The organism is Herbidospora daliensis, from assembly GCF_001570585.1.
Classification (GTDB): domain Bacteria; phylum Actinomycetota; class Actinomycetes; order Streptosporangiales; family Streptosporangiaceae; genus Herbidospora; species Herbidospora daliensis.
This window is the reverse complement of record NZ_BBXF01000002.1, coordinates 1,591,550-1,613,696: the sequence shown is the minus strand read 5'-3', so window position 1 is coordinate 1,613,696 and position 22,147 is coordinate 1,591,550. Positions and strand designations below refer to the sequence as shown.

At 71.7% G+C, this 22,147-nt stretch carries 15 protein-coding genes; 4 read left to right on the top strand and 11 right to left on the bottom strand.

Features of this window, described 5'->3' with window-relative positions; genetic code table 11:
* Positions 1–3: 3 nt before the first annotated feature.
* The gene (locus AW274_RS13950) at positions 4–939 is read right to left on the bottom strand and encodes a PASTA domain-containing protein (protein WP_062431402.1); all 936 of its coding nucleotides are present in this window, start codon (positions 937–939) and stop codon (positions 4–6) included.
* Positions 936–1,430: a SigE family RNA polymerase sigma factor gene (locus AW274_RS13945; RefSeq protein ID WP_062337810.1), complete on the bottom strand. Its 495-nt coding sequence runs from the start codon at positions 1,428–1,430 to the stop codon at positions 936–938. The genes AW274_RS13950 and AW274_RS13945 overlap by 4 nt, the downstream gene beginning before the upstream one ends.
* Before the next feature lie 73 nt (positions 1,431–1,503).
* On the opposite strand from AW274_RS13945, the gene AW274_RS13940 reads away from it, so the two are divergent.
* Complete coding sequence (locus AW274_RS13940) at positions 1,504–2,517, top strand: adenosine deaminase (protein ID WP_062432011.1); 1,014 nt, start codon at positions 1,504–1,506, stop codon at positions 2,515–2,517.
* Here the strand turns inward: AW274_RS13940 and AW274_RS13935 are convergent.
* The 4 genes from AW274_RS13935 to AW274_RS13920 are packed head-to-tail and all read right to left on the bottom strand — an operon-like array spanning position 2,506 to position 7,772.
* Positions 2,506–3,213, bottom strand: a complete 708-nt coding sequence (locus tag AW274_RS13935) for a hypothetical protein (protein ID WP_062431401.1) — start codon at positions 3,211–3,213, stop codon at positions 2,506–2,508. The two genes, AW274_RS13940 and AW274_RS13935, sit on opposite strands and share 12 nt — an antisense overlap.
* Positions 3,200–3,763, bottom strand: a complete 564-nt coding sequence (locus AW274_RS13930; protein ID WP_062431400.1) for an RNA polymerase sigma factor — start codon at positions 3,761–3,763, stop codon at positions 3,200–3,202. The genes AW274_RS13935 and AW274_RS13930 overlap by 14 nt, the downstream gene beginning before the upstream one ends.
* On the bottom strand, positions 3,750–5,780 hold the full coding sequence (locus tag AW274_RS13925; RefSeq protein ID WP_198169171.1) for an ATP-binding protein: 2,031 nt from the start codon (positions 5,778–5,780) through the stop codon (positions 3,750–3,752). Before AW274_RS13925 ends, AW274_RS13930 begins: the two co-directional genes overlap by 14 nt.
* A 24-nt stretch (positions 5,781–5,804) precedes the next feature.
* The gene (locus AW274_RS13920; RefSeq protein WP_062431398.1) at positions 5,805–7,772 is read right to left on the bottom strand and encodes an ATP-binding protein; all 1,968 of its coding nucleotides are present in this window, start codon (positions 7,770–7,772) and stop codon (positions 5,805–5,807) included.
* A gap of 107 nt (positions 7,773–7,879) precedes the next feature.
* Between AW274_RS13920 and AW274_RS13915 the strand changes: the two genes are divergently transcribed.
* From AW274_RS13915 to AW274_RS13905, 3 genes are all read left to right on the top strand, one after another.
* On the top strand, positions 7,880–8,608 hold the full coding sequence (locus tag AW274_RS13915) for a class I SAM-dependent methyltransferase (protein ID WP_062431397.1): 729 nt from the start codon (positions 7,880–7,882) through the stop codon (positions 8,606–8,608).
* A gap of 128 nt (positions 8,609–8,736) precedes the next feature.
* On the top strand, positions 8,737–9,423 hold the full coding sequence (locus tag AW274_RS13910; RefSeq protein ID WP_062431396.1) for a response regulator transcription factor: 687 nt from the start codon (positions 8,737–8,739) through the stop codon (positions 9,421–9,423).
* Positions 9,424–9,454: 31 nt separating this feature from the next.
* A complete protein-coding gene (locus AW274_RS13905; RefSeq protein ID WP_063813361.1) occupies positions 9,455–10,837 on the top strand; it encodes a sensor histidine kinase in 1,383 nt (460 codons plus the stop codon).
* Here the strand turns inward: AW274_RS13905 and AW274_RS13900 are convergent.
* Genes AW274_RS13900 through AW274_RS13880 form a run of 5 tightly spaced genes read right to left on the bottom strand, consistent with a single transcriptional unit; the run spans position 10,834 to position 22,059 of the window.
* Entirely contained in the window at positions 10,834–11,811 is a 978-nt protein-coding gene (locus tag AW274_RS13900; protein ID WP_062431394.1) for a DUF916 domain-containing protein, read from the bottom strand. The genes AW274_RS13905 and AW274_RS13900 overlap by 4 nt on opposite strands.
* A gap of 20 nt (positions 11,812–11,831) precedes the next feature.
* Complete coding sequence (locus AW274_RS13895) at positions 11,832–12,452, bottom strand: hypothetical protein (RefSeq protein WP_062431393.1); 621 nt, start codon at positions 12,450–12,452, stop codon at positions 11,832–11,834.
* Positions 12,453–12,481: 29 nt separating this feature from the next.
* Complete coding sequence (locus AW274_RS13890; RefSeq protein WP_198169170.1) at positions 12,482–15,520, bottom strand: family 43 glycosylhydrolase; 3,039 nt, start codon at positions 15,518–15,520, stop codon at positions 12,482–12,484.
* 11 nt (positions 15,521–15,531) lie between these two features.
* Positions 15,532–20,265 carry a discoidin domain-containing protein gene (locus AW274_RS13885; protein WP_198169169.1) on the bottom strand — a complete coding sequence of 1,578 codons (4,734 nt, stop codon included), beginning with the start codon at positions 20,263–20,265 and terminating at the stop codon, positions 15,532–15,534.
* On the bottom strand, positions 20,266–22,059 hold the full coding sequence (locus tag AW274_RS13880) for a glycoside hydrolase family 127 protein (RefSeq protein WP_157520152.1): 1,794 nt from the start codon (positions 22,057–22,059) through the stop codon (positions 20,266–20,268).
* Between the last annotated feature and the right edge of the window lie 88 nt (positions 22,060–22,147).

The window sequence follows — 22,147 nt, the reverse complement described above, 5'->3', positions numbered from 1 at the left end:
GTCCTACTTCTCGACGCGGATGTGCTCGATCACCTTGGCGATCTCGGCCAGGGCCGTCTTCTCGCCGAGCGAGGCGCTGTAGTCGGGGCTGAACAGGACCTGGACCACCTGGTCGCCGGGCAGGTCGCGGCTGGCGGTCAGGGTCGAGCCGGCGCCGAAGTCGAGCTTCTCGCCGCCTTCGCCGTAGTTGGAGATCCAGGTGCCGGGGGCGACCTGCTCGCCGTCGCGGCGCAGCAGGTTCCGGTCGACGCCGACGATCACCTGGATGGAGTACATGCCCTCCTCCAGGCCCGCGGTGACGTAGGGCACGGTGGCGGACTTCGGGCCGAAGCCGCCCACGTAGGAGTCGCCGCCCCACTTCACGCCGTCGGGGAGGTAGCCGACGTGGATGCCCATCCAGGTCAGGCCGTCGCCGAGGTCGCCCAGGTTCGCGATCTCCGGCTTGCCGCCCTCGTCCTCCGGGGCGGTCGGGGAGACGGTCGGCGCGGGCTCCCACGGGACCTTGATCTGGACGAGCGCCTTCGGGTCGGCGACGGCGCCCGCGGCCGGCTCGGTCATGATCACCTTCTCGCCCGCGACCACGCCGGCCTGGTCGGCGCCCTCTCCCGGCGTCATGAGCACCGGGGTCAGGCCGGCCTGCTCCAGCAGCAGGTAGGCCTGCTTGGCGTTCATGCCGACCACGTCGGGCACGACGATGCCGGGCACCGCGATGGCGGGCGCCGAGGCGCCGGCCGCCGGTCCGGCCTGCGGGGTGGTGTTGGTCAGCACGACGGGCACGGTGACCGCGACCGCCGCGGTGACCAGGACGGCTCCGGTCGTACGGAACCGGACGAGCGAACGGCGCCGGCGGCGCCGGACGGCGCTGCCCATCGACGGTGGCGCGTAGACCTCGCCCACCTTGGCGCGCATCGCCTCTTTCAGTGCTTCCTCGACGTTCATGCGGGCACTCCTTCAACCATCGCTTCACGAATCCTGGCGAGCCCCCGCGCCGCCTGGCTCTTCACCGTGCCGACCGAACACCCCAGCAGGACGGCCGTCTCGGCCTCCGACTGGTCCTCCCAGTAGCGCAGCACCAGGACGGCCCGCATGCGGGCCGGCAGTTTGCGCAGCTCGGTCAGCATCGCTTCGCGAAGACCGAGGTCGGGACCCTCGACGGGGGTGTCGGGCGGCGCGGCGAACGTGATCTCCTGGATCACGCGCCGGCGACGCGAGCGGGTGATGGCGCTGTTGACCACCACTTTCCTGGCGTAGGCCTCCGGGTTGTCGGCCCGGATGCGGGACCAGTGGCGGTAGACCTTTTCCAGCGCGCCCTGAACCAGATCCTCGGCGTCGTGGGCGCTGGCGCCGCAGACGAGGATCGCGGTGCGGAGCAGCGCCGTGCTGCGCGCGGCCACGAACTCGTCGAAGGCCGCTTCGTCTTCATCGGTCATGGGCTCCCCTTTCGCTCGTCCACAACGCGCGAAGCGGGTGAAGGGTTGAGTGCCGTTGCGGCAGGATATGGAGATGCGGCGGCCACTCGACAGACTCCCCAAGGCACATCTCCACCTGCACTTCACCGGCTCGATGCGCCATTCAACCCTCATCGAGCTCGCGCGCGAGCAGGGGGTCCACCTGCCCGACGCGCTGGTGCAGGACTGGCCGCCGCAGCTGCACGCCACCGACGAACGCGGCTGGTTCCGGTTCCAGCGGCTCTACGACATCGCCCGGTCGGTGCTCCGGCGGCCCTCCGACGTCTACCGGCTGGTCCGCGAGGCGGCCGAGGACGAGGCCCGTGAGGGCTCGCGGTGGCTGGAGATCCAGGTCGACCCGTCGGGCTACGCCTCGAGGTTCGGCGGCCTGACCGAGACGCTGGAGCTGGCGCTCGACGCGGCCCGGCTGGCGTCGGTGGCGACCGGGGTCGGGGTCGCGGTGATCGTGGCGGCCAACCGCACCCGCCATCCGCTCGACGCCCGCACCCTCGCCCGGCTGGCGGCGCAGTACGCCGACAAGGGCGTGGTCGGGTTCGGGTTGTCCAACGACGAGCGGCGCGGCCGGGCCCGCGACTTCGACGCGGCGTTCCGGATCGCGAAGCGGGCCGGGCTGCTGGCGGTGCCCCACGGCGGCGAGCTGCTGGGCGCGGCCTCGGTCGCCGAGTGCGTCGACGACCTGGGGGCCGACCGCGTCGGTCACGGTGTACGGGCGGCGGAGAGCCCCCGGCTGATGGAGCGGCTGGCCGACCGGCAGATCACCTGCGAGGTCTGCCCGTTGTCGAACGTGGGCCTGGGGGTGGCGCGGGGTCCCGAAGACGTACCGCTCAGAAGGCTCTTCGAGGCCGGGGTGCCGATCGCGCTGGGCGCCGACGACCCGCTGCTGTTCGGCGCGCGGCTGCTGCCGCAGTACGAACTGGCCAGAGACGTCTACGGCTTCTCCGACGCCGAGCTGGCCGAGCTGGCCCGCCAGTCGATCAGGTCGTCGACGGCCCCCGAGCCGGTCCGCAAGGAGATCATCGCCGACATCGACGCGTGGCTAGCGAGCTGAGTTCGCGATCTTCTTGGCCTGCTCCAGGTCGGGCACGCCTTCGAGCCTCAGGCCGACGCGGCCGAGTTGCCAGATCAGGGTCGGGCCGGCGAGCCGGAGCGAGACCGGGGTCCCGCCCGCGCTGGGCAGGTACTCGATGCCGTGCTGCTGCGGGATCCAGACGCCCGACGTCGTGCCCAGCCAGGTCTGCTGCGGGAACGGTTCGCCGAGCTCCTTGTGCCAGACCTCGCGCAGGCTGCCGTCGTACTGGTCGAGGCGGATCCCGTCCCAGTACATGCTGACGACCTGACCTCCGTCGGCCACCGTGACCTGGTCGGGTTCGCCGAGCGCGGCCGGGACGACCAGCGGGAACGCCACCGCCTCGCGGGCCTCGGCCAGCGCGGCGCTCGTCTCGGCGGGCAGCGGGGAGGGGGACCCCGAGGGCAGCGGCGCCGAGCCGCCGACCTCGATCTCGACCCCGGCGAAGCGCAGCACCTCGGCGACCGCCGCGCGGCCCTGCGGGGTGGCGGCGATCAGCACGACCAGGAAGGCGGCCACCAGGGCGGCCAGCCGCTTCGTGGTGAAGCGGCGCTGCGGCGCGGGCTCCCGCAGGGCGGTCAGCACCCGGTCGGCCATCGCCGGGGGTGGCGGCGGCACGTGCAGGGACTCGCCCAGGGCGCGCAGTTCGGCCTCGAAGGGGTCGTCAGAGGAGTTCACGGTCCACCTCCTCCCTCAGGCGTCGCAGGCCCCGGTGGGTGCGGCTCTTCACCGACCCGATCGGGCAGTCGAGGACCTCGGCCGTCTCGGCTTCGGACAACTGCAGGAAATACCGGCAGACCACCGCTTCGCGTTCCCGATCAGGCAGGGCCCGGACCGCCGCGAGCAGCCGGGCCGACCGGTCGCCGGCCACCGCCGTGTCCTGCGGATCTTCGGGGCCGCCGCCGTCGCGCACCGCTTCGAGCCGGACCGACAGGTCGGCCCGGCGGCCGCGCGACCGGGTCGTGTTGTGGGTCTCGTTGGCCACGATGCGCAGCAACCAGGGCCGGAAGGCCGAGTCGCGCCGGAACGACCTCAGATGACGATAGGCCTTGACGAACGCCTCCTGGACCACGTCCTCGGCCTCGTCGCCCGCGCCGAGCAGGAACGCCGTGCGGTGGGCGATCGCGGTGTAGCGGGTGACCAGCGCCTCGTAGGCGGTCAGGTCACCGGCGAGCGAACGGCCGACCGCTTCGTCGTCGGTCAGAGGGGGCGGGTCATCGGCATTCATCGGCGGGATGATTCCACCGCATCGCTCCGGAATTGGGAAGACCGCCCAGGGCGTATCCGACGCCGCCGTCGAGGGACATCCGGCGGCCTTCGGCGTACGCCTCCAGGTAGGCGTGTTCGCCGAGGACGCGGCGGGTGCGCCGGTCGGTGCGGCCGCGCGACTCAACGAAGCCGGGCGGGGCGAAGCGGCTCGGCCCGAACTCGTCCCACAACCGCTCCCCCACGCCGAGCAGGCGGGCCGCGCGCACGGCGTCGCCCATCGCGACGGCGCAGGCGGCCAGGCGTTCGACGGCCATCGCGCTGCCCATCACGTCGCCCAGGCGCCAGATGGTGCGCAGGGAGGTGCGGGCGTAGCGGTCGGCGGTGACGGCGTCGCCCCGGCCGAGTTCGGCGGCGGCCCTGATCTGGTCGCCCATCGAGCGCGACCACTCCTCGCCGAGCGCCTCGCACGCCGCCCGCTGGCCCTCCAGGACGATCACCGCCTCGTCGGGGTCGCCCCGCCCGATCAGGGCCAGCGCGAGCAGCGACAGGGCCGACAGGCGGGCGACGTAACGGCCGCCGACGCGGTCGAGGTGGTCGATGGCCTCCTCGGCGAGCAGGCGTACGGCGTCGAAGTCGCCCTGGAACAGGGCCAGGCTCGCGGCGCCGGTGCAGGCGTGGCCGATGGCGGCCGGGTCTTCCTGGGCCAGCGCGGCCTCACGGGCCTGGGTGAGGCGGATGGCCATCTGGTCATGGTCGCCCTGGGCGAAGGCGACGTAGGCGGCGGCCCACAGGGCGCGGGTGCGCTGGGGGCTGTCGGCGGTGTTACGTTCCAACGCGCGGTCGAGGTAGTGGCGGCCTTCGCGGGCGTGGCCGAGGCAGTACCAGACGAACCACAGGCGGCCCACCAGGTCGAGGCCGATCGGGCTGGCGATGCTCCGGTCGAGGGCCAGGCGCAGGTTCGGCATCTCGCCGCGCGCCCAGTCTGACCACGTGGCCTGGTTGGGGCCGCACCAGTCGGCCTCGGCGCGGCGGGCCAGCGCGACGTAGTGGTCGCGGTGGCGGAGCATCAGGTGCTCCTCCTCGCCGAGTTCGCGCAGCCACTCGCGGCCGTAGACGCGGACGGTCTCGAGCATGTGGAACCGGTCGCCGACGACGCAGACGACCGACTTGTCGGCCAGCTTCGCCAGCGTGCCGGGCACGTTGGGCAGCCGGTCGTCGCCGCAGACGTACTGGGCCGCCTCGGCCTCGAACGACCCGGCGAACACCGAGAGCCGGGCCCACAACAACCGCTCGTCGGGGGTGCACAGTTCGTGGCTCCAGCCGACCGACGTCCGCAGCGCGGCGTGCCGGCCGGTGCGGCCCCGGTGGCCCGACAGCAGCGCGAACCGGTCGTCGAGCCGGTCGGCCAGCTCTTTGGGGGTCATCGAGCGCAACCGCCGGGCGGCCAGTTCGATGGCCAGCGGCAGGCCCTCCATCCGGTGGCAGAGGTCGGCGACCTCCTCGGTGGAGGTGAAGCCGGGCACGACGGCGGCGGCGCGTTCGGCGAACAGGCGCAGGGCGTCGGTCTCGACGAGCGGGCGGACCCGGAAGACGCGTTCGGCCGGATGGCCGAGCGGCTGGCGGCTGGTGACCAGGAAACGCACGCCGGGCGCCTTCGCGAGCACCTGGCCGACCAGGGCGCGGGCGGGCCCGACGAGGTGTTCGACCGTGTCGAGCACGATCAGCAGACGGCTGTCGGCGAGGTGCGCGGCCAGCACCTCGCCCTGGGGCCGGACCGACTGTTCCGGGAGGCCGAGCGCAGCGGAGACCGCGTGGGCGAGCAGATCGCCGTTGCGCTCGGCGGCCAATTCGGCCACCCGGACCGGCTCCAGGTGAACCCCGGCGTGCTGGGCCGCCGCACGGAACGCCAGACGCGTCTTCCCCACGCCGCCCGGACCGGCGAGCGTCACCACGGACGACTCGGTGATCAGTCGGCCGACCTCGGACAACTCCGCGTCTCGCCCGACGAAGGTACTGGTTTCCGCCGGAAGGTTCACGGCCGTCAGGGTTTCACGGCGCAATCACGTTTGCGGGGCAGCGGTGGATAATTCTCTACCTCGGGTGGAAATTTCTAACGCCCGGTCGAGTCCCATCCTCCGGCCGCGGGCCAACGCCGTCTGATACGCCTCTTCGCCCAGTTCGAGGGCCGCCCGTCTGGCGCACTCGTCGTGGGCGGCGGTGAAGTGGCGGGAGCCGTACAGAGGAGAACCGACCGACTCCCAGACGACCGCCGCCGCCCCTTGCAGGAGCGCGCCACCGGCGGCGTCGCCGGTGCCCACGAGCACCAGCGCGAGCAGTTCGACGTCGAGCACCGTGCCGATCAGATCGTTGAAGATCCTGCTGTACGTCAGCGACTCGCGCGCCAGCCGCTCGGCCCCGGCGTGGTCGCCCGAGCCCCACGCGAGATAGGCCTCGACGTAGCAGACGTAGGCGAGCACCCACCGCTCGCCGTGGTCTTCGCAGAGCCGCCGCACGTCGCGGCAGATCACCCCGGCCGGTTCGAGCCGCCCGGTGAACGCCTGGGCCATCGCCAGCTCGATCTTGCCCATCAGCACGTGGGTGTCGAGCAGCCCCATGTCCTCGTATTCGGCCAGGGCGTGCAGCAGCAGCGGGATCGCCCGGTCGAGCTCGTCGGCCAGCATCGCCAGCGCGCCCAGCCGCTGCACCGCGCGGGCGCGCGACCGGTCGTCGCCGCGCTCGCGGCACTCGGCCAGCAGGGTGGTGGCCCTCGCGGTGTCGCCCATCATGATCGCGACGTAGCCGGCCACCCACAACGCCTTGGCCCGCTCGGGCGTGGGCGAGGGGTCGGAGTCGAGGACCTGCTCCAGCCAGTGGCGGCCCTCGCCGAGATGCCCGCAGCACACCCAGTAGAACCACAGGGTGGCCGCCAGGTCGAGGCCGTCGCGCTCCTCCCCGGGGGTCGAGACGCAGAACTCCAGCGCGGCCCGGAAGTTGCCGTGCTCGGCATTCGTGCGGGCGTAGATCTTCTGCTGCCCCGGCCCGAACCACTGCGACTCGCCGCGCCGCGCCAGCCGCAGGTAGTGGTTCTTGTGCTTGCGGCGCAACCGGTCGGTCTCCTCGGGGCCGAGCCGGTGCAGCCACTCCCCGCCGTAGTCGCGCACGGTGTCGAGCAGCCGGTACTGCCCGCCCGCGCGGGCCACGATCGACCGGTCGACCAGACTGCTGATGAGACCGAGCAGGGCATGGGCGGGAAGGGTGCGGTCGGCGCACACCTCCTCGGCCGCGGCCAGCCCGAACGACCCCGCGAACACCGAAAGACGCGCCCACAACAGCCGCTCGGCCGGCGAGCACAACTCGTGGCTCAGCCCGATCGCGGCGCGCAACCCGTCGAGCAGCCGGAACCGGTCGTCGAGCCGCCGCACCAGCTCCTCGACCGGGAACTCCGCCAGCCGCACGGCGGCCAGCTCGATCGCCAGCGGAATGCCGTCGAGCCGGTCGCACAGCCCCGCGTCGTCGCCGACCACCCGCCCGGCCCGGTCGGACAGCAGTTCCAGCGCCTCTGCACGGCTCATCGGCGCGACCGCGAACAGATGTTCTCCGGCCACGTCGAGCGGCTGCCTGCTGGTGACCAGCACCCGCAACCCCGGAGCGCCGCGCAGCAGCGATTCGGCCAGCTTGGCGCAGGCGTCGACGAGCCGGTCGGCCCCGTCGAGCACCAGCAGCGCCCGCCGGTCGGCCAGATGGGCGGTCAGCACCTCGTCGGCCGGCCGGGTGGTGCGGTCGGTCAACCGCACCGCGTCGGCGACGGCATGGCTGAGCAGGTCGGACTCGCCGACTTTGGCGAGGTCGGCGACGAACACTCCGTCGGGGAAACCGGCCTGCGCCACGGCCGCGACCCGGCCCGCCAGCCGGGACTTGCCGACGCCGCCCACACCGGTGAGCGTCACCAGGCGGGAGACCTCGAGCAGGCGCGCGATCTCGGTGATCTCCGGCTCCCGGCCGATGAAACTGGTCACCTCGGCACGCATTAACGAATCGTAACTCTGTAGTGGGAGATGCCGCAGAAGAGAATCGGCGTCTTTCTCCTGGGCACTAGACTCTTTCGAACCGCCATCAGCCCGTTGAATGAGGAGCCATGTCTGGGTACGACCGTGTAGTACAGCCCGCGGCCGGAGACGAAGCCCTGGAGAACCATCTGGGCGGCGACGAGGCGCGCAACTACCGGCAATACGAGTTCGACATGGTTGCCCCGCACGTCGGCCGGTCGATGCTGGAGATCGGCTCCGGTCTCGGTCACTTCGCCGAGCAGTTCCTGCCGCGGCTCGACCGTCTGGTGACGAGCGACTTCGACCCCTACTGCGTCGAGCAGCTGGAGAAGCGGTTCGCCGACAATCCCGACGTGGGGGTGCTGCAGTTCGGGCTGCCGACCGACATCCCGCTTGAGGACAAGGTCGACACGGTCGTGCTGATGAACGTGCTGGAGCACATCGAGGAGGACGTCGAGGCGCTGCGGTCGCTGGCGCGCGTCACCCAGCCCGGCGGGAAGATCATCATCTGGGTGCCCGGTTACATGCAGCTCTACGGCGACTTCGACAAGAAGGTCGGCCACGTCACCCGCTACACCCCGAAGACGCTCGGCGCCGCGGTGAAGGCGGCGGGGCTCGGCGTCCACACGCTGAAGCCGATCAACTTCCTGGGCGGCATCGCCTGGTGGGCGGCGGTTCGCCGCGGCGGCGTCGGCTATCCCGACCCGCGCCTGGTCAAGATCTACGACCGGACGGTCGTGCCGGCGACCCGGTTCATCGAGCGGTTCGTCACGCCGCCGTTCGGCCAGACCGTCTTCTGCGTGGCCACGGTCCAATAACTCAGGGTTTTCCCACCCTTCTCCTCCGGGCGCCACAGGCGTGGAGGAGAAGGTGTGGCGCATGAGACGCCACGATGTGACCGATATGGGGCTTTTAGTGGGAGAAAAGCACCATACTTGAGCTCGCCATGAGTGAGACCAGGATCCTCGTCGTCGAAGACGACCCGAACATCCGCGACATCATCGAGGTGGCCCTCCGCTTCCACGGGTTCACCGTCAAAGCCGTGGCCAACGGGCGCGACGCGTTGCGCGAGTTCGCCGACCGCCGGCCCGACCTCATCGTGCTCGACGTGATGCTCCCCGACATCGACGGGTTCGAGATCTGCCGCCGGGTCAGGGCCGAGGGCGCGACCACGCCCGTCATCTTCCTGACCGCGCGCGACACCGTCTCCGACACCGTGCGCGGGCTCACCATGGGCGGCGACGACTACGTCACCAAGCCGTTCTCGGTGGAGGCGCTGATCGCGCGGGTCCGGGCGGTGCTGCGCCGGACGTCCGTGCCGGACGTCGCGGAGCGTCCCAGCCGTGACGTGCTGCGGGTGGCCGACCTCGAACTCGACGAGGCCCGGTGGGAGGTGCGCCGCGGCGGGGTCAGGGTGGAGTTGTCGCCGACCGAGTTCCGGCTGCTCGCCTTCCTGATGGAACATCCCGGGCTGGTGCTGACCAAACGGCAGCTGCTCGACCAGGTCTGGGGGTACGGCGGTTCGTCGCAGGTGCTGGAGACGTACATCTCCTATCTGCGGCGGAAGCTGGACCCGCTCGGACCACCTCTGATCCACACGCAACGTGGCGTGGGATACGCTCTGCGGCCCTGACAGATCGGGGCCAGACGAAATGGCGTTGACGATGTCGCTCCGCTCCCGGCTGCTGGCCGGGCTGCTCGTGGTGAGCACGATCCTGCTGGTCGTGTTGTCGGTCACGAGCGCGGTGGTGCTCGAACAGCACCTCACCAGCCGGCTGGAGAGCCAGCTGCTGGCCGCCACCGCCACCGCCACCCGGCGGGTCGACGCCGTGGAGTCGGTCACCCAGGCGCTGGCCGGGTCGCCGTTCGCGGTCGCGCAGGTCAACCTGGAGACGAGCAAGCCCGCGCTGGTCAACGGCGACTTCCCGCAGTCGGCGAAGGTGCCGGGCATGCTCGCCGACCTGGGCGCCGACCGGCTCGGCGGGCACGCCGCCGCCGGGCGCACCTTCCAGCTGGGCGACGACCTGCTCGCGAGTGCGGCCAAGGACCGTACCGGAACCAGCATCGTGGTCGTGGCGGTGCCGCTCGACGCCGTCGGCGACCCGGTGCGCCATCTGCTGCTGGCCGAGCTCGTCACCGGCGGGCTGCTGATCGCGCTGCTGGCGCTGGGCGGGCGGCTGCTGATCGTGTCGGGCCTGTCGCCGCTCGACCGCATGTCGCGCACGGCCCTGCGCATCGCCCAGGGCGGCGACCTGTCGGCCCGGATGCCCGAGGGCGCGACCGAGGTCGGCCGGCTCGGCAGCGCCATCAACCTGATGCTCGACCGCATCTCCGGGGCGTTCCGCGACCGCTGGACCAGCGAGGAGCGGGTGCGCCGGTTCGCCGCCGACGCCTCCCACGAGCTGCGCACCCCGCTGTCGACGGTGCGCGGTTACGCCGAGCTCTACCGCGCGGGCGCGATCCCGCCCGAGGAGCTCCCCAAGATCATGGGCCGCATCGAGGACGAGGCCACCCGCATGGGCAACCTGGTCACCGAGATGCTGGAGCTGGCCCGCCTCGACAAGGGCGCGACCCTCAGCCTGGCCGCCACCGACCTGGCGGAGGTGGTCAGGGAGGCCGCCGCCGACGCGGGCGCGCTGAACCCCGGCTCCCCCATCGTCGTCAACGCCCCCGACTCGCTGGTCGCGGTGGTCGACGAGGCCAGGATCCGGCAGATCATGGTGAACCTGCTGGCCAACGTACGGGCGCACACCCCCGAAGGCACCCCCGTGCTGATCCACCTGGCGCAGGACGACGCCCGGGTGCTCCTGGAGATCACCGACCAGGGCCCGGGGATGCAGCCGGAGCAGGTCGCCCGCGCGTTCGACCGGTTCACCCAGGGCTCCTCGGAACGCGCCACCGGCGGCGCGGGCCTGGGCCTGGCCATCGTGAAGGCCATCACCGACGCGCACGGCGGGCGCTGCTGGATCACCTCGGCCCCCGGGAACGGCACGACCGTGCACGTGGCGCTGCCCACCGCCCGCGCGGTCGTGCTGAGCGAGGTCTAGCCCCGGGCTTCGGCGCGGCCCTCCTCGCGGGCGCGGGCCAGCAGGTCGTAGAGGCGGCGCCGGCGCCGCCGGGTGACCGCCCGGGAGGCGAAGAAGAGGGCCACGACCAGGGCGATCAGGGCCAGCTGCGGCCATGGGACCGTCCAGACCGTCACGTCGGCGCTCATCGGCACGCCGCCCTCGACCGACGGGGTCACGGTGACGTTCGCCGACATCGGGCCCAGGGCCCAGACGCCGCCGATCCTCGTCTCCACGGTGCGGCTGTCGCCGGGGAAGATCTCCGCGACGTCGGCCCGGCCGTCGCGTCCGGCCAGCCCGGTCAGGTCGCTGACCGCCACCGCGCCCGCGCCGCCGGCCGCGACGTTGCCCGTGTTGGTCGCGGTGTACCGCACGGTGACGGTGCCGGAGGAGAACGGGTTCCAGGGCTGGTCGTAGCGGGCCGACAGGCCGGTGACGCCCACTTCGGCCTTGATCGTGCCGGTGGCGCGCATCATGAGGCGGAAGCCCACCCGGCTCTCCACGGCGACCGTGCCGCTGGCGCTGGTGACGGTGGCGGCGATGCCGGCCGGGTGGTCGCCGGGGGCGGCGTCCTGCGGCACGGTGACGGTGAACGGCACGACCGCGGTCGCCTTGGCGCCGACCCTGACCTCGTCCTGGACGTCGATCCAGGTGCCGCCGTCGGTGGACTTCTGGTCGGACCTGAGCATGTTGAAGCGGCCCTTGTCGGTCAGGTAGCCGTCGGCCGCCTTGAGGGCGAAGACCGCTTCGCCGTCGCTGAAGTTGCGCACGGCCAGGTGCTCGGTCACGGTCTGGCCGGGGTCGAGGGAGAGCTCGATCCAGCGCCGTCCGTCGGGGCCGGCGGCGGAGGCGGGCTGGACCGACCAGGTCAGCGTGGCCGGTTCGGCGTGCACGACGCCGGGCGTGAGCACGAGGGTGAAGAGCACCGCCATGAAGACGGTGAGGAATCGGTTCATGGCGGGCTCCTCTTTGGGGGTTACTCGAACAGGGACAGGGTCAGGGTGGAGCTGTAGGAACCGGCGGCCACGTCGGCCGGGGTCTTCAGGAACAGGTCGGCGTTGACGGTGTAGGAGCCCTCGGTGACCTCGCCGGAGTCGAAGGTCGAGACGAGCAGTTCCTGGTCGACCAGGCCGACGTTGTTGCCCGGCTGGGTCGGCTCGTCGAGCACGGTCACGACCTCCTCGCCCTCGGCGACCAGGCCGGTGTCGCCGCCGTCGATGAGGTTCGGCTTCCAGCCCAGGTGACCGGCCCCGATGGCCGCCTGGCCGGCGTCGCCGGTGAAGTCGGACGCGTTGCCGAGCACGGCCCACGCCGCGCCTTCGGGGATCTCGTCGCCGGTACGGGTGTCGGTGACGGTCACCGCCGGGAGGGTGCCGGTGAACCGGCGCTCCTCCAGGGTCGAGCCCTCCTCGGCGAGGGCGACCGAGTTGGCGGCGATGGACATGGCCAGGACGCCCGGCTCCTCGATCGGGGCGATCTCGACGGTGACCGCGACGTCGGTGCTGTCACCGGGGTCGGCCGCGGCCGCGCCCGGGAAGGCGACGGCGGCGGTCATGGCGACGGCGGCCGCGAGCAGCCATTTGTGCTGGTATTTCATGTGTCGCTCCACTGGGGGGTGTTGATCTTTCAGGTGCAGGAGAGAGCGGAGTGGTCCTTCGCGTGCGCGGAGGTCGTCTCCCCGTCGGTGGCGGTGACGGTGACCGAGCCGGCCGGGATCGAGACCGCTCGGGTGGCGAACGACTGGTAGGCGTTCGCGCCCGGCGCGACGCCGGTGAAGGTCTTCGTGCCGTGGGCGGTCTCGACGGTGAGGTCCACCGCCGCGTCGTGGTCGTTGCGCGCCTGCACGGCGACGTACGCCTTGCCGGCCAGGCAGCGCGGGGTGACCGTGACGGTGACGGGGAGTTCGGCGGGGGCCGGTTCCTGGGCGAAGACGCGCCACTCCGTGATCGCGACCGCGGAGTGGGTGACGCCGTTGCCGTTCGCCCTGATGGTGGCCCGCACGCGGGAGGTGGTGACGGGGGTGAAGTCGACGGAGTTGAACGCGGTCGTGCTGGTGCCGTAGCCCGACGGGCCGGGCACGTCCTTCCACTCACCGTCCCAGTACTGGAGCACCCACCCGTCGGGCTGGGCGACCCCGTCTCCGGTGCCCTGGTTGGAGTCGCGCCAGAACTTGAGCTCCGACCGCACGATCCTGACCGGGCGGGACCATTCGTACTGCGTCCACTGGGTGGCCGGACGGGTGCCCGACCAGGTGCCCCAGATCTGCGCCTGGCTCGGGCTGGCCGGGTCGGCGTTGTCGTTGAGGGCGGTCAGGGAGTTCCAGCCCGCCGTGTACGAGGCGGTCGGCGTCGCGATCGGCGCGATGTTGCCGTTGAGCGGTGCGGACAGGTCGGCCGGGATGACGACGGTCTTGGCCGTCTCGACGTTGCCCGCCCGGTCGGTCGACCGGTAGGACACCGTGTGCTTGTTCGTGTCGGGCGGCGTGACGACCCCGCCGGCGAGCGGGGTCCAGGGGCCGGCGCCGACGGCGTACTCGATGGCCGCGACGCCCGAGGTGAGGTCGCTGGCCAGGACCTTGACCGTCCGGTTGGCGTTCAACGTCCCCACCGAGACCGGCGCGACGGAGTCGATCTTCACCGTCAGTGAGGCCGGGTCGGAGACGTTGCCCGCGCGGTCGGTGGCCGTGGCCGTGACGGTGTGCGAGCCCTCGCCGGTCACGGTGGCGTCGGCCACGCGGGTGTCGCCGGTCACGACCGGGGCCGCGTCGTCGACCCTGGTCTCGATGGTCATCCGGCCGCCGGTGTCGTCGACGCCGTCGGCCCTGACCCTGACCGCCGACCGCCACCAGCCGCCGGTCCCGGCGCTGCCGCTCGGGGTGAGCGTCAGCGTGGGCTTGGTCACGTCGCCTTCCGCGCCTTCCGGCGACAGGACGGTGACCTGAGCGGTGACCCGTCCGGCCGCGTAGCCGAGCACGGTCCCACCGACCGGGAACGTGCCGGGCGCGGCGACCTGACCGGCGGTCACGGCGTCCCAGAAGACCGGGACGCGCAACGTCTCGCCGCCGAAGACGACCGGGACGGTGGCGGGCAGCTCGCGCTCGCCGACCTCGACCCTGATGGCGGGCGGGGTCACGTCGGCGGGCTGGGCGGCCAGGATCTTCCACTCCTCCACCGCGACGGCCGAGTAGGTGCTGCCGTTCGTGGAGGCGGTGAAGGTGGCCCGCACCTGGGTGGTGGTGACGGGGTCGAAGTCGGTGTTCTGGAAACCCTGCGTGCCGGTGGGGTAGCCGCTCGCCCCGGGCACGTCGGCCCACTGGCCGGTGGCCAGGTTCCAATACTGGATCTTCCAACCGGCGGGGGCCGCGACGCCCACGCCGCTGCCCTGCGCCGAGTCGTTCCAGAAGTCGATCTGGGAGCCGGAGATCCGCATCGGCTGGTCCCAGGTGTACTGGGCCCACTGCTGCGGCGGGTTGCTGCCGGTCCAGGTGCCCCACATGTCCGGCGGCAGCGGGTTGGGCCGCACGATCTCGTCGTTGAGCGACTTGATCCAGTACTGGGTGGGGACGGGCTCGTTGGAGACCGCGGCCTTCGCCTCCTGCGCGATGTTCGCGCGCGGGGTGAGGTCGCGGCCCTTGACCGGGGTCGGCGTGACGAGCTTCATGCGCGGCGGGTTCTGGCTGTCGTCCCACTCGACCGGGTCGATGGCGACCGACCGGCGGAAGTGGTTGCCGCCGGCGGCGTCGGCCGTGTGGTAGGCGATGTACCACCTGCCGTCGAACTCCAGGATGCCCGGGTGGCTGGTGGTCGAGGAGACCGGCCGGAGCATGGTGCCCCGGTAGGTCCAGGGGCCCTCGGGGGTGGTGGCGGTCGCGTAGGCGATGCAGGCGTGGTAGTTCGCCGGGGTGCACTGCGAGGCCGGGCCGGCGTTGTTGCCGGCGTACGCCAGGTAGTAGGTGCTCCCCCGCTTGAAGGCCCAGGCGGCCTCGAAGAACCCGGTCAGGCCGGTGACGGTGCGCTGGGTGGTGACGGGGGTCTTCATGTCGGCGGCGAGTTCCAGCATGCGCAGGTTGCCGAACGAGCCCCACCACAGGAAGACCCGCCCGCCGTCGACCAGGATCGTCGGGTCGATGTTGTGGATGGTGTTGGCCGTGGGCACCCGCTGGGAGACCAGCGGCCCGCCCGCGTGGTCGGTCCACGGGCCGGTCGGCGAGTCGGACACCGCGACCCCGATGGCGAACTTGTCGGAGGCGGGGCTGTCGCGCTCGTTGATCGGGACGTACCAGTAGAAACGGCCGTCCACGCCCTCGACGACCTGGCCCGCGTAGGCGCGGCCCGGGGTCGCCCAGGCGAAGACCGCCTCCGGGCGCATGAGCGAGGGGTGGTGGGTCCACTGGCCCGACTCGACGTCGGTCGTGGTGAACGCGCCCCACTCATTCATGATGAAGTCGTTGGTCGTGGGTCCGGCCTGGTCGTGGCCGGTGTAGATGAACAACCGGTCGTCGACGACGAGGGGCGCGGGGTCGGCGGAGTAGTAGCTGCCGTCCTTCAGGATCGGGTTGACGGTGCTGGTGAAGGTGTAGGAGTCGGCATGGGCCGGGGCGGGGAGCCCGGCCAGGCAGGCGGCCGCGAGTGACACGGCGGCCGCCGCCCGGATGGCGATCTTCACAGGGGACGTCCTCATCCGCAGTCGCGCGCGGTGTAGGGCACCGTCGCCGTCTCGGTGACCGGCTGGCCGTCGACGGTTCCGGTGACCTTGACGGTCGCCGTGCCGGCCGGGATCGACGTGGCGCGGCTGTTGAACGACTGGTAGGCGTTCTTGCCCGGCGCGACGCCGGTCACGGTCTTCGATCCGTAGGGCGTGCCCAGCTCGACGGTGAGCGGCCCGGCGGAGTCGTTGCGCACGCTGAGCGACAGGTAGGCGTTGCCGCCCGTGCACTGCGTCTTGGGCGTGGCGGTGGTCGCCAACCTCGGCCCGCCCTCGCCGACGACGAGCTTCAGGGTGGTCTGCGTGGTGCCCGCCTGGTTGACGTAGGACGGCAGGACCAGGTCGCCGATGATCGTGTACGTCCCGTCGGTGTTCACCACCGCGGGGTCGTAGCGCCAGTTCACGCCGATGGCCTGGTTGTCGCGGGAGCCGTCGTTGTAGGACACCGCGACCTTGGTGGGCAGCACCGGCTGCTCGCCGACGTCGACGTGCCGCTCGAACGTCTCGGCGCCCTGGATCGAGATGCCGCCCTCCGACATCTCCGGCCGCACGTAGACGCGGGCTTCGGCGATCAGTCCGTAGGCGTCGTTGGTGCCGTAGACGACGAACGGGTCGACGTTGGCCTCGGCGACCATGTCGGCGGTGACGGGCTGCCAGGTGAACGCCACTTCGGCGGGGCCGCCGCTCGTGTACGTCGCGTCCAGCGTCGCGGGCAGGGTCGGGACCAGGCCGACGCCGGTCCGGATCAGCACCGGGGAGGCCACCGAGCCGATGGTCTCGCCGTTGGCGCGCCAGCGCAGCACGCCGGTGCCCGCGCCGCCGGTCATCAGGCCCCAGATCCTGATGCGGATCCGGCTCGTGCTGACCGGGGTGAAGTCGAACCGGTTGTAGGCGTTGGTGGCCAGACCGGCCGCGTACGACGAGCCTCCGGTGAGGGTGACCGGCGTCCACGTCGTGCCGTCGCTGCTGGTCTCGATGGCGTAGGTGGTGGCCGTCGGGCGGCGGGTGCCGCCGTTGTCGTCGTACCAGTAGATGTCCGTGGAGGAGAGCCGGACCGGCGCCGACCAGGTGTACTGGAGGTACGCCTCGGTGGCGGTGCTGGTGCCGCTGCGCGGCTGGCCCCAGGTGCCCCAGCCGTTGCCGGAGCCGGGGTTGGAGCTGCTCGGCGTGGTGGCCTCGTTGACGCGGGCCTGGTTCTCCCACGACGCCGACCCGCTGGAGGTGATCGTGGCCGTCGAGCCGAACTCGGCGCTGACCGCCTTCTTGGCGAGGGTCACGGCGACGGTCGCGGTCGTGCGCTCCTCGCCGTCGTCGGCGAAGAACCGCAGCACGTAGTCGCCCTCGACGGTGCCGGTTACCCGGGTGGTCAGCGCGTGGGGGTCGGTGAAGATGACGCCCGCGCCCTCGGGCGCCGAGACGGTCTCCCAGCCGTACGTGAGCTCCTCGTCGTAGGGCACGCCGTCGTCGGCGGCGGTGCCGACGACGCGGGTCGACAGGTTGCCGTCCTGCGAGGCGTCGCGGGAGGCGGTGACCGAGGGGGCCTGGTTGGCGACGTCCGGAACCTCACGGCCGGAGTCGAAGACCTGGATCTCGGCGATGGCGGTGAAGTAGGACGGGCTGTTGGTGAAGGCGACGCGCACCTTTTCGGTGGTCACCGCGTCGAACAGCGCCTCGTTGAACTTCGCGGTCGGCACGGCCGGGTTCTTGAACTGCCCCGGCACCTCCTTCCAGCCGCCGTTCCCGTCGGGCACCTGGACCCACCAGCGGGCGGGCTCGTGGTAGCCGCCGGCCTGGCGGTCGCTGACGAAGAACACCTTGACGTTGTCGAACGACTTCGCCGCGCCCAGGTCCAGCTCGACGAACCCGTTCTTGACGGTGGTGCCGTGGTTGCCCCAGTAGGGCTCGTTGGCGGTCACGCCGTCGGTGACGGCCGCCAGCGCGACGGGGCGCTCCAGCTCCTTGATCGCGCCGGGGGTGTAGTTCATCAGGGTGCTGCTGTACCCGGGCGTGTGGAACTGCCGCCACGGCGCGGGCCGCGCGCCCTGCTGGGTGTACGACGAGGTCAGCGTCGCCCCCTTCGCCAGGTTCGGCGCGTCCTCGGTGAGGTCGACGCCGGCCGTCTTGAGGTAGGAGACGACACGCTCGTCCTCGATGGGGGTGTCCACCGCGCTCGGGAAGTCGTCGCCCTCGGCGGCCGTGAACGTCACGGTGACGCCCGCCGCCGGGGTGACGGTGTTGGCCTCGGGGTCGTAGACGACCTTGCCCAGCTTGTCGGTGGCGAACTTGCGCTCGCCGTTGAGGAACAGGCTGTAGCCCGCGCCCAGGCCGTACACGCTGCCGTCGGGGTCCCAGACGAGGGTGACGTCCTGGCCGTGGTAGCGCAGGTTGTTGACCATGAAGTGGCCGTAGCCGAGGTCGATCGGCCAGAGCTCGATCTTGTCGTCGGTGCGCGGCTGGATGCCGCCCATGTCCTCGACGAAGATGTAGTTCATGTTCCCGAGCATCACGTGGTTCGGGTTGTTCCTGTTGTACGTCCGGGTCGCCGGGTTCCAGTTCGAGTAGTACTCCGACTGGTTGGGCGCGCGCAGGTCACCGCCCGGGTAGATGCTCCACGCCATCCAGTCGAGCAGCCGCTTGGCGTAGGCGGGGGTGATGTACTTGCCCGCCGGGTCGTAGTGCCGCAGGGCCGAGCGCACCGCGCGGTACTGCACGGTGAAGTTGATGTTGGAGAAGTTGTTCGAGCCGCCGATCCCGTAGGCCGTCTTGTCGTACTGGTTGGCCGTGTAGAACGGGAAGATCGGGAAGTTGTCGCCGTAGGTCAGGAAGCGGTAGCCGTCGACGTACTTCGCGGCCTGGTCGAACGGGATCAGGTTCTCGGAGTAGACGTCGTAGAGGTTCGACTCCTTCGACGGGATCAGCCCGCGCGCGGCGACCGGCAGCGGGTTGGCGGTGCCGTTGGAGCTGGGCCCGCTGGTCGCCCCGTGGGAGGTGGCGGCCAGGAACATCCGCATGTCCGGGCTCCACAACCGGCTCAGGATCGCGTCGCGGATCCCGTCGGCGCTGGTGGCCATCTCGTCGACCTTGGCCTGGTCGGCCCCGGAGATCGCGTAGAGCTGCCGGGCGGCGTCGAAGGCGCCCCACACGTACGCCGACTCCGGCCGCTCGATGGTGCGCGCGCCCGGCGTGCCGCTGCCGACCTTGGGGAAGCCGAAGGTGATGGCGTCGGAGTCGTTGCCGGGCATGTAGTTGGTGTCGTAGGCGATCAGCTTGTCGCCGTTGCCGTCGTAGTGCTCCAGCTGGCCCTCGCCGTCGCCCTCGAAGTAGTGGGCGAACTTGCGGGCGATCTCCGCCCCGCCGCCGTGCACCCCGTAGGCCTCCAGCCCGGCGGTGCCGATGTACTGCGAGTAGTGGTTGTTCCAGCTCGTGTGACCCGGGCTGTCCAGGAACGCCGAGGAGCCCGACAACTCGCCGATGTTGAGGATCTGGCCGTACGGCAGGTAGGGCGTGCGCAGCCACTTGGTGTCCTGCAGGTGCATGGGCTGCGTCAGGGCCACGGCGTTCTGGTAGAGGTTCACCCCCTCGATCGTCGTGGGGTACTGGTAGACGTAGCCGGTCGCGTTGGCGTCCAGCGAGTTGTAGCGCTCGCCCCACCAGCGGTAGACGATGGCCTTCTCCAGCGCCGGGTCGGGCACGTCGATGTAGGGCACGTCCTCGGCCCACCGGCGGTTGAAGGCGGTGACGCCGTCCTTGACCGCCTCGGCCGGGCTCTTGCCCGCGTACGCCCGGTACTCCGTGGTCGCCTGCGGCAGCGAGTCCTGCGTGACCGCGCCGACGACGGACAACGAGACCGAGCCGCCCGCCGGGACGGTGACCTCGCGGTCGAGGTTGGCGCCCGTCCGGGTGAACCCGGCGCCGGTCAGGTTGACCCTGATCTGGTTCCACGGCGAGTCGATCGTGCCGTTGTTCGACCCGCTCATGATGGTCCGGGTGCCGGTCAGCTCGGCGTCGCCGTCGCCCGCCTGGGTGGCGAGCGGCGAGGCGGCGCGGACCGTGAAGGTGGCCGCCGACGCGCCGGGGTTGTCGAAGGTGATCGCGGTGACGGCGACGTTCTCGTAGGTGATGAACTTGGTGAGGTCGGCGGTGACGCCGGTCGTGCCGACGGTGTAGCGGCTCCTGGCGTGGGAGGGCGCGTTGAACCGGTTGGCGTTCACCTCGGTCACGGTCTGGCCGGGCACGGTGACCGTGTAGAAGTTGCCGAGGCTGTTCGGGCCGCCGACGAACGCGCTGCCGGCGAAGCCCATGGTGGTGAAGTTGGCGTTGCTCGCGCCGCGCATGTAGAGCGAGCGTCCCCGGGTCATCAGCACGGCCGACCCGATCGTGCCCCGCACGCCCAGGACCCGGTCGAGGTAGTAGTCGGTCCCGCCCGCGGCGAGGTCCTTGTCGAAGATCGACCGGTGCATGCTCGACGCGGTGAACGGAACGCCGGGCTTGAGCTGGTCGGCGACGTCGCCCACGTTGCCGTAGACCGGGTCGCCGATCTCCATCACGTGGTTCTGGCCGTTGGTGTAGACCCCGACGTCGCCCTCGTTCCCGGGGAGGATCGGCGAGGCGGCGTGGGCGGCGGGCGGCAGGCCGACCAGGCCCGCCACAGTGAGCGCAGCCAGGGCGAGCCACGTCGGCGCCCTGCCTGTGCGTCTGGTGCTCATTTAGACTTCCTCCAGGTACCGGGATCGGGCGGTGTCGACGGGAAGCCAGACCCGCATCGTCGCGGGCCCGTGCTCGCCCCAGCGGTGGTAGGCCACCAGCCGCAGGGTGATCGGCTCCTCGTCCGGGGTTTCCATCTCGGCCGTGTACGGCCAGCCGGTCGGCGCCCCTGAGATGAGCGCCGCTTTGACGTCCAGTTCCACGGCGCCGTCGACCACGTGCTCCACGGCCGCGTCGGGCCTGACCACGACCCGGGCCAGCGGAGGGTCGTCACCCGCCGATTCGGCGCAGTAGACCAGCGGGCCGCGCTCGACGGCGACGCTGCCCCTGAGCGCGTCGATCCGGGCGTCCGGCACGGTCCATCGCGAGACGACGGGCAGGTCGAGGGTGATCACGTCGCCCGGCCGCCACCCGCCGTCGACCTCGGCGACGGCGTAGCCGGGCGCGACCACCCGCCGCGTCTCGCCGTAGGAGAGGGTCGCGCCCACGGCCCACGAGGGCACCCGCAGCGCGATCGGCCCGGTCCCCCTCTCCGCCACCGTGACGGCGACCCGCCCCGACCACGGGTAGCCGGTCTCCACCTTCAGCACGAGCCCGGCGTGCCGGATCTCGGCGGGCGTGTGGTGGTGGATCCGCACGCCCGCCCCGTCGGCCGCCGCGAGGTAGGCGGGCAACGCGGCGAACGTCCGGGCGAGGTTGCCCGGACAGCAGGCCGCCGCCGACCACGGCGCGCGTTCGGCCGGCGTGCGGGCCTGGAGGGGGTTGGCGGCGAAGAACGACTCGCCGTCGGGCGCCGGTGAGGTGGCCAGCACGTTGTAGAGCGTGCGTTCGGCCAGGTCGGCGTGGCGGACGTCGCCGGTGGCCAGCAGCAGCCGGTGGGCCAGCATGAACGACGCGATTCCGGCGCAGGTCTCCGCGTGGGCCCGGTCGGGCGGCAGCTCGAAGTCCTCCCCGAACGACTCGCCGAAGTGGCGCGAGCCCATCCCGCCGGTCAGGTGGGTGCGGCGGGCGACCGTCGCCGCCCACTGCGCCTCGACGGCCTCCAGCAGGCCGGCGTCGCCCGTCTCGACCGCGACGTCGACGACCCCGCAGGCCAGGTAGAGCGCCCGCACGGCGTGGCCGCGGAACACCGATGCCCGCCGGACCGGGACGTCGTCCTGGAAGTGGCCGCGCCCGAACTCGACGTCGCCCAGCGCGGGCAGCCCCCGGCGCTCGACGAACCGGCGGGCCATCTCCAGGTAACGCTCCACGCCGGTCGCCCGGTAGAGCTCGACCAGGGCCGTCTCGACCACGGGGTGCCCGCAGGTCTCGGCGGTGTCCATGAACCGGTCGCACACGTGGTCGGCGGCCCGGCGGGCGACCTGGGTGAGTTCGTCCTCGCCGTGCGTGCGCAGGCGGGCGATCCCGGCCTGGATGAGGTGGCCGTGGCAGTAGAGCTCGCAGCCCCACTCGAAGTCGGTGTAGCGGGCGTGCTTCCACCGGGTGTTGAGGTAGCCGTCGGCCTCCTGGGCGCGGGCCACGACTCCCGCCAGTTCCGGCAGCGCCGGGTGGTCGGCCCAGGCCAGGCCCTCCAGCAGCTTGTAGACCTCGGCGTCGCTGGACTCCCGGCCCCTTCGGGGTAACTCGCCCCTGAAGTTGGCGATCCAGCCTTCCCGCTCCATCCGCTCCCGGCAGTGGGCCAGGGTGACTTCGCGGTTCAGCCCGATCCGGTCGCCCCAGAAACCGGGCGCGGGACGCACGGCGTCCAGGCCGAGAGGGGTCGAGACGCCGGAGGAGGGCAGCACCGGACCGATCACGCAGAGCTCCTTCCGCTGCCCCCCGAGACAACGACCGAAATAACCTAAAAGGTTTTCGTAACGTAGAAGAAACCTGCATCACTGTCAA